The 2,742-nt window shown below is 62.3% G+C and carries 2 protein-coding genes; both read right to left on the bottom strand.

Going from position 1 to position 2,742, the window contains the following annotated elements:
• The coding region (locus tag DNK59_RS24185) for a condensation domain-containing protein (RefSeq protein WP_146249935.1) at positions 1–2,095 on the bottom strand (2,095 nt) is incomplete at its 3' end.
• Between the two features lie 12 nt (positions 2,096–2,107).
• A partial coding sequence (locus tag DNK59_RS24190) for a phosphopantetheine-binding protein (RefSeq protein ID WP_305887945.1) occupies positions 2,108–2,742 on the bottom strand: 635 nt, incomplete at its 5' end.

Consider the following 2,742-nt stretch of genomic DNA (forward strand, 5'->3'; position numbering starts at 1 on the left):
TCGAGGTGGAGGCCAGCACCCCTTGCAGGTCATCGGTGCTGTACACCCGGTTCGACCAGTCGATCAGCGCCAGCACGTTGCGATGGGCGATCGCCACACCCTTGGGCAGGCCGGTGGAGCCGGAGGTATAGATCACATAAGCCAGATTGTCCGGAGTAGCTCGCTGCGGCGGATTTTCGCTGGAGTAGTCATCCAGCCAGCCCGGCTGGGCATCCAGTTGCAGGTTCTGCAGGGATTCAACGGATGGCAGCAGCGACAGCAAGGCACTTTCGGTCAGCAGGATCTGCGCCTGACTGTCGCGCAGCATGTGGGCCAGACGGTCCTGTGGATAATCCGGGTCCAGCGGCACATAGGCGCCACCGGCCTTGAGCACCGCCAGCAGCGCCACGACCATTTCCGGGGTGCGTTGCAGGGCCACGCCCACCCGCACTTCAGGCCCCACGCCCAGTTCGATCAGCTTGTGCGCCAGCCGGTTGGCCCGGGCATTGAGTTCCCGGTAGCTCAGGCGCTGGCCGGCGAACAACAACGCTTCGGCGTCGGGGCTTTTCTGTACCTGTGCTTCCACCAGTTGCTGCACACAGCCATCGCTGGGGAACTCACCGGTGGCCGGTGCCCACTCATGCAACAGTTGATGCTGCTCGGCAGCCCCCAGCAGCGGCAGGTCCCCCAGGCGCTGCCCGGGTTGCTGAACAATGCCCTGCAGCAACTGCACCCAGGACTGGGCCAGACGCTCGATGGTGGACACCTCGAACAGGTCGGTGGCGTAGGTCAGCGAAGCCCAGAGCCCCTCCTCGGACTCGAAGGTGTCCAGGGTCAGGTCGAACTGCGCGGCGCGCCCCTGCCAACTCAAGGTCTCGATACTGAGGTCGTCAAGGCGCTGGCTCTGCCCGCCTTTCTTGACTGCAGTCTGGTGGTTGAACATCGCCTGGAACAGCGGGCTGTGGCTCAGGCTGCGCTCAGGCCGCAAGGCTTCGACCAGTTGCTCGAACGGCAAGTCCTGATTGGACTGGGCCATCAGCGCGGTCTGCTTGACCTGCTGCAGGAAAGCATTGAAGCCCAACTGCCCGTCAACCTCGGCCTTGAACACTTGGGTATTGACGAAGAAGCCGATCAGGCGCTCGGTCTCGACCCGGTTGCGGTTGGCGCTGGGCACGCCGACACGGATGTCCGCCTGACCGCTGTAGCGGTGCAGCAGCACCTGGAACGAGGCCAGCAACAGCATGAACAGCGTGACCCCTTCGCGCTGGGCCAATTGCTTGAGGCCCAGGCGCAGCGTGTCCGGCAACGGGATGTCCAGCAACGCCCCCCGATAGCTCTGGATCGCCGGACGCGCATGATCCAGCGGCAGCATCAGCAAGGGCTGCTCTCCGGCCAGTTGCTCCAGCCAGTAGCCCAACTGGCGCTCACGCTCGCCGGCGTCCATCCACTGGCGCTGCCAGTTGGCATAGTCGGCGTATTGAATCGGCAGGTCCGGCAAGCTGACGGTGCGCCCCTGTCGGTAGCCGGCATAAAGCTGGATCAGCTCCTCCACCATCACCTGCATCGACCAGCCATCGGAGACGATGTGGTGCTGGGTCAGCACCAGCACATGTTCGTCTGCCGCCACCCGCAACAATCTGGCCCGCAGCAGCGGGCCATTGCGCAAATCGAAGGGTGGCTGACACTGGCTGTCGGTCAGGGCATGGAGCTGGGCCTCATAAGATAGGCCGCTGGTGTGCAGTTCGATGACCTCGATGTCCAGCGGTGCCGGTGGATGAACCACCTGAACCGCCATGCCATCGTCTTCGCAAAAGGTCGTGCGCAGGGTTTCATGCCGGGCAATCAGGGTATCGAATGCATGGCGCAGCGCGTCGAGGTCCAGTTCTCCGGTCAAGCGCAGCGCCGTGGTGATGTGGTACGCGGTGCTGTCGGGCTCCAGTTGCCAGAGGAACCACTGGCTTTCCTGGGCATAGGAGAGAACTGGCGCCTCGTCGGCGCCGCGGCTGCAGATAGGAGCGATACCAAAGAGGTTGATGCCCTTTTCTTTAAGCAAAATCGCCAGGGCCCTTCTTTCCTTGGAAGAAAGCGTGCCTACCGAATCGATTAAAGCTTGCATGTACTACCTCGCCTAAGAAATTATTTTTTCAAGATCATCGGGAGATAAACGTTTGAGGGCCTCCAAAGATTTAGCCAATTCATCCTGCAGCGAAGAAGTGCTCTGCCGCAGGGCCTGAACCTTCTCGACAAAGGCTGCGAGGCTTTCCGCACCGAACAGCGACTTGATGGGCATCTCCACACCAAACTGCTGCTTGACCCGAGTCACCACCTGAGCCACCAACAGGGAGTGGCCGCCCAGCTCGAAAAAGTTGTCGGTCATGCCCACCCGCTCCAGCTTCAGCACATCGGACCAGATCGCCGCGATCTGCTGCTCCAGTTCGCTCTGCGGCGCCACATAGACCTGCTGCATCTGCTGGGCGTCGACCTTGGGTAGGGCCTTGCGATCAAGCTTGCCGTTGGGAGTCAGCGGCAGCGCTTCGAGGAACAACAGGTAGGCCGGCACCATGTAGTCCGGCACATGCTCTTTCAGCGCCGTTTTGATGCTTTCGCGCAAGGCCACCTGAGCGTCCCCTGCCACCGCCATCGCGGCGTCGCTGGGCACGATATAGGCCACCAGTTGCTGGCCGTTCTCGCCGTCATGGGCCATGACGAAGGCTTCTCGCACGGATGCCTGCTGCACCAGCCGCGCTTCGATTTCCCCCAGCT

Source organism: Pseudomonas sp. TKO26 (genome assembly GCF_003225665.1).
Classification (GTDB): Bacteria; Pseudomonadota; Gammaproteobacteria; order Pseudomonadales; family Pseudomonadaceae; genus Aquipseudomonas; species Aquipseudomonas saponiphila.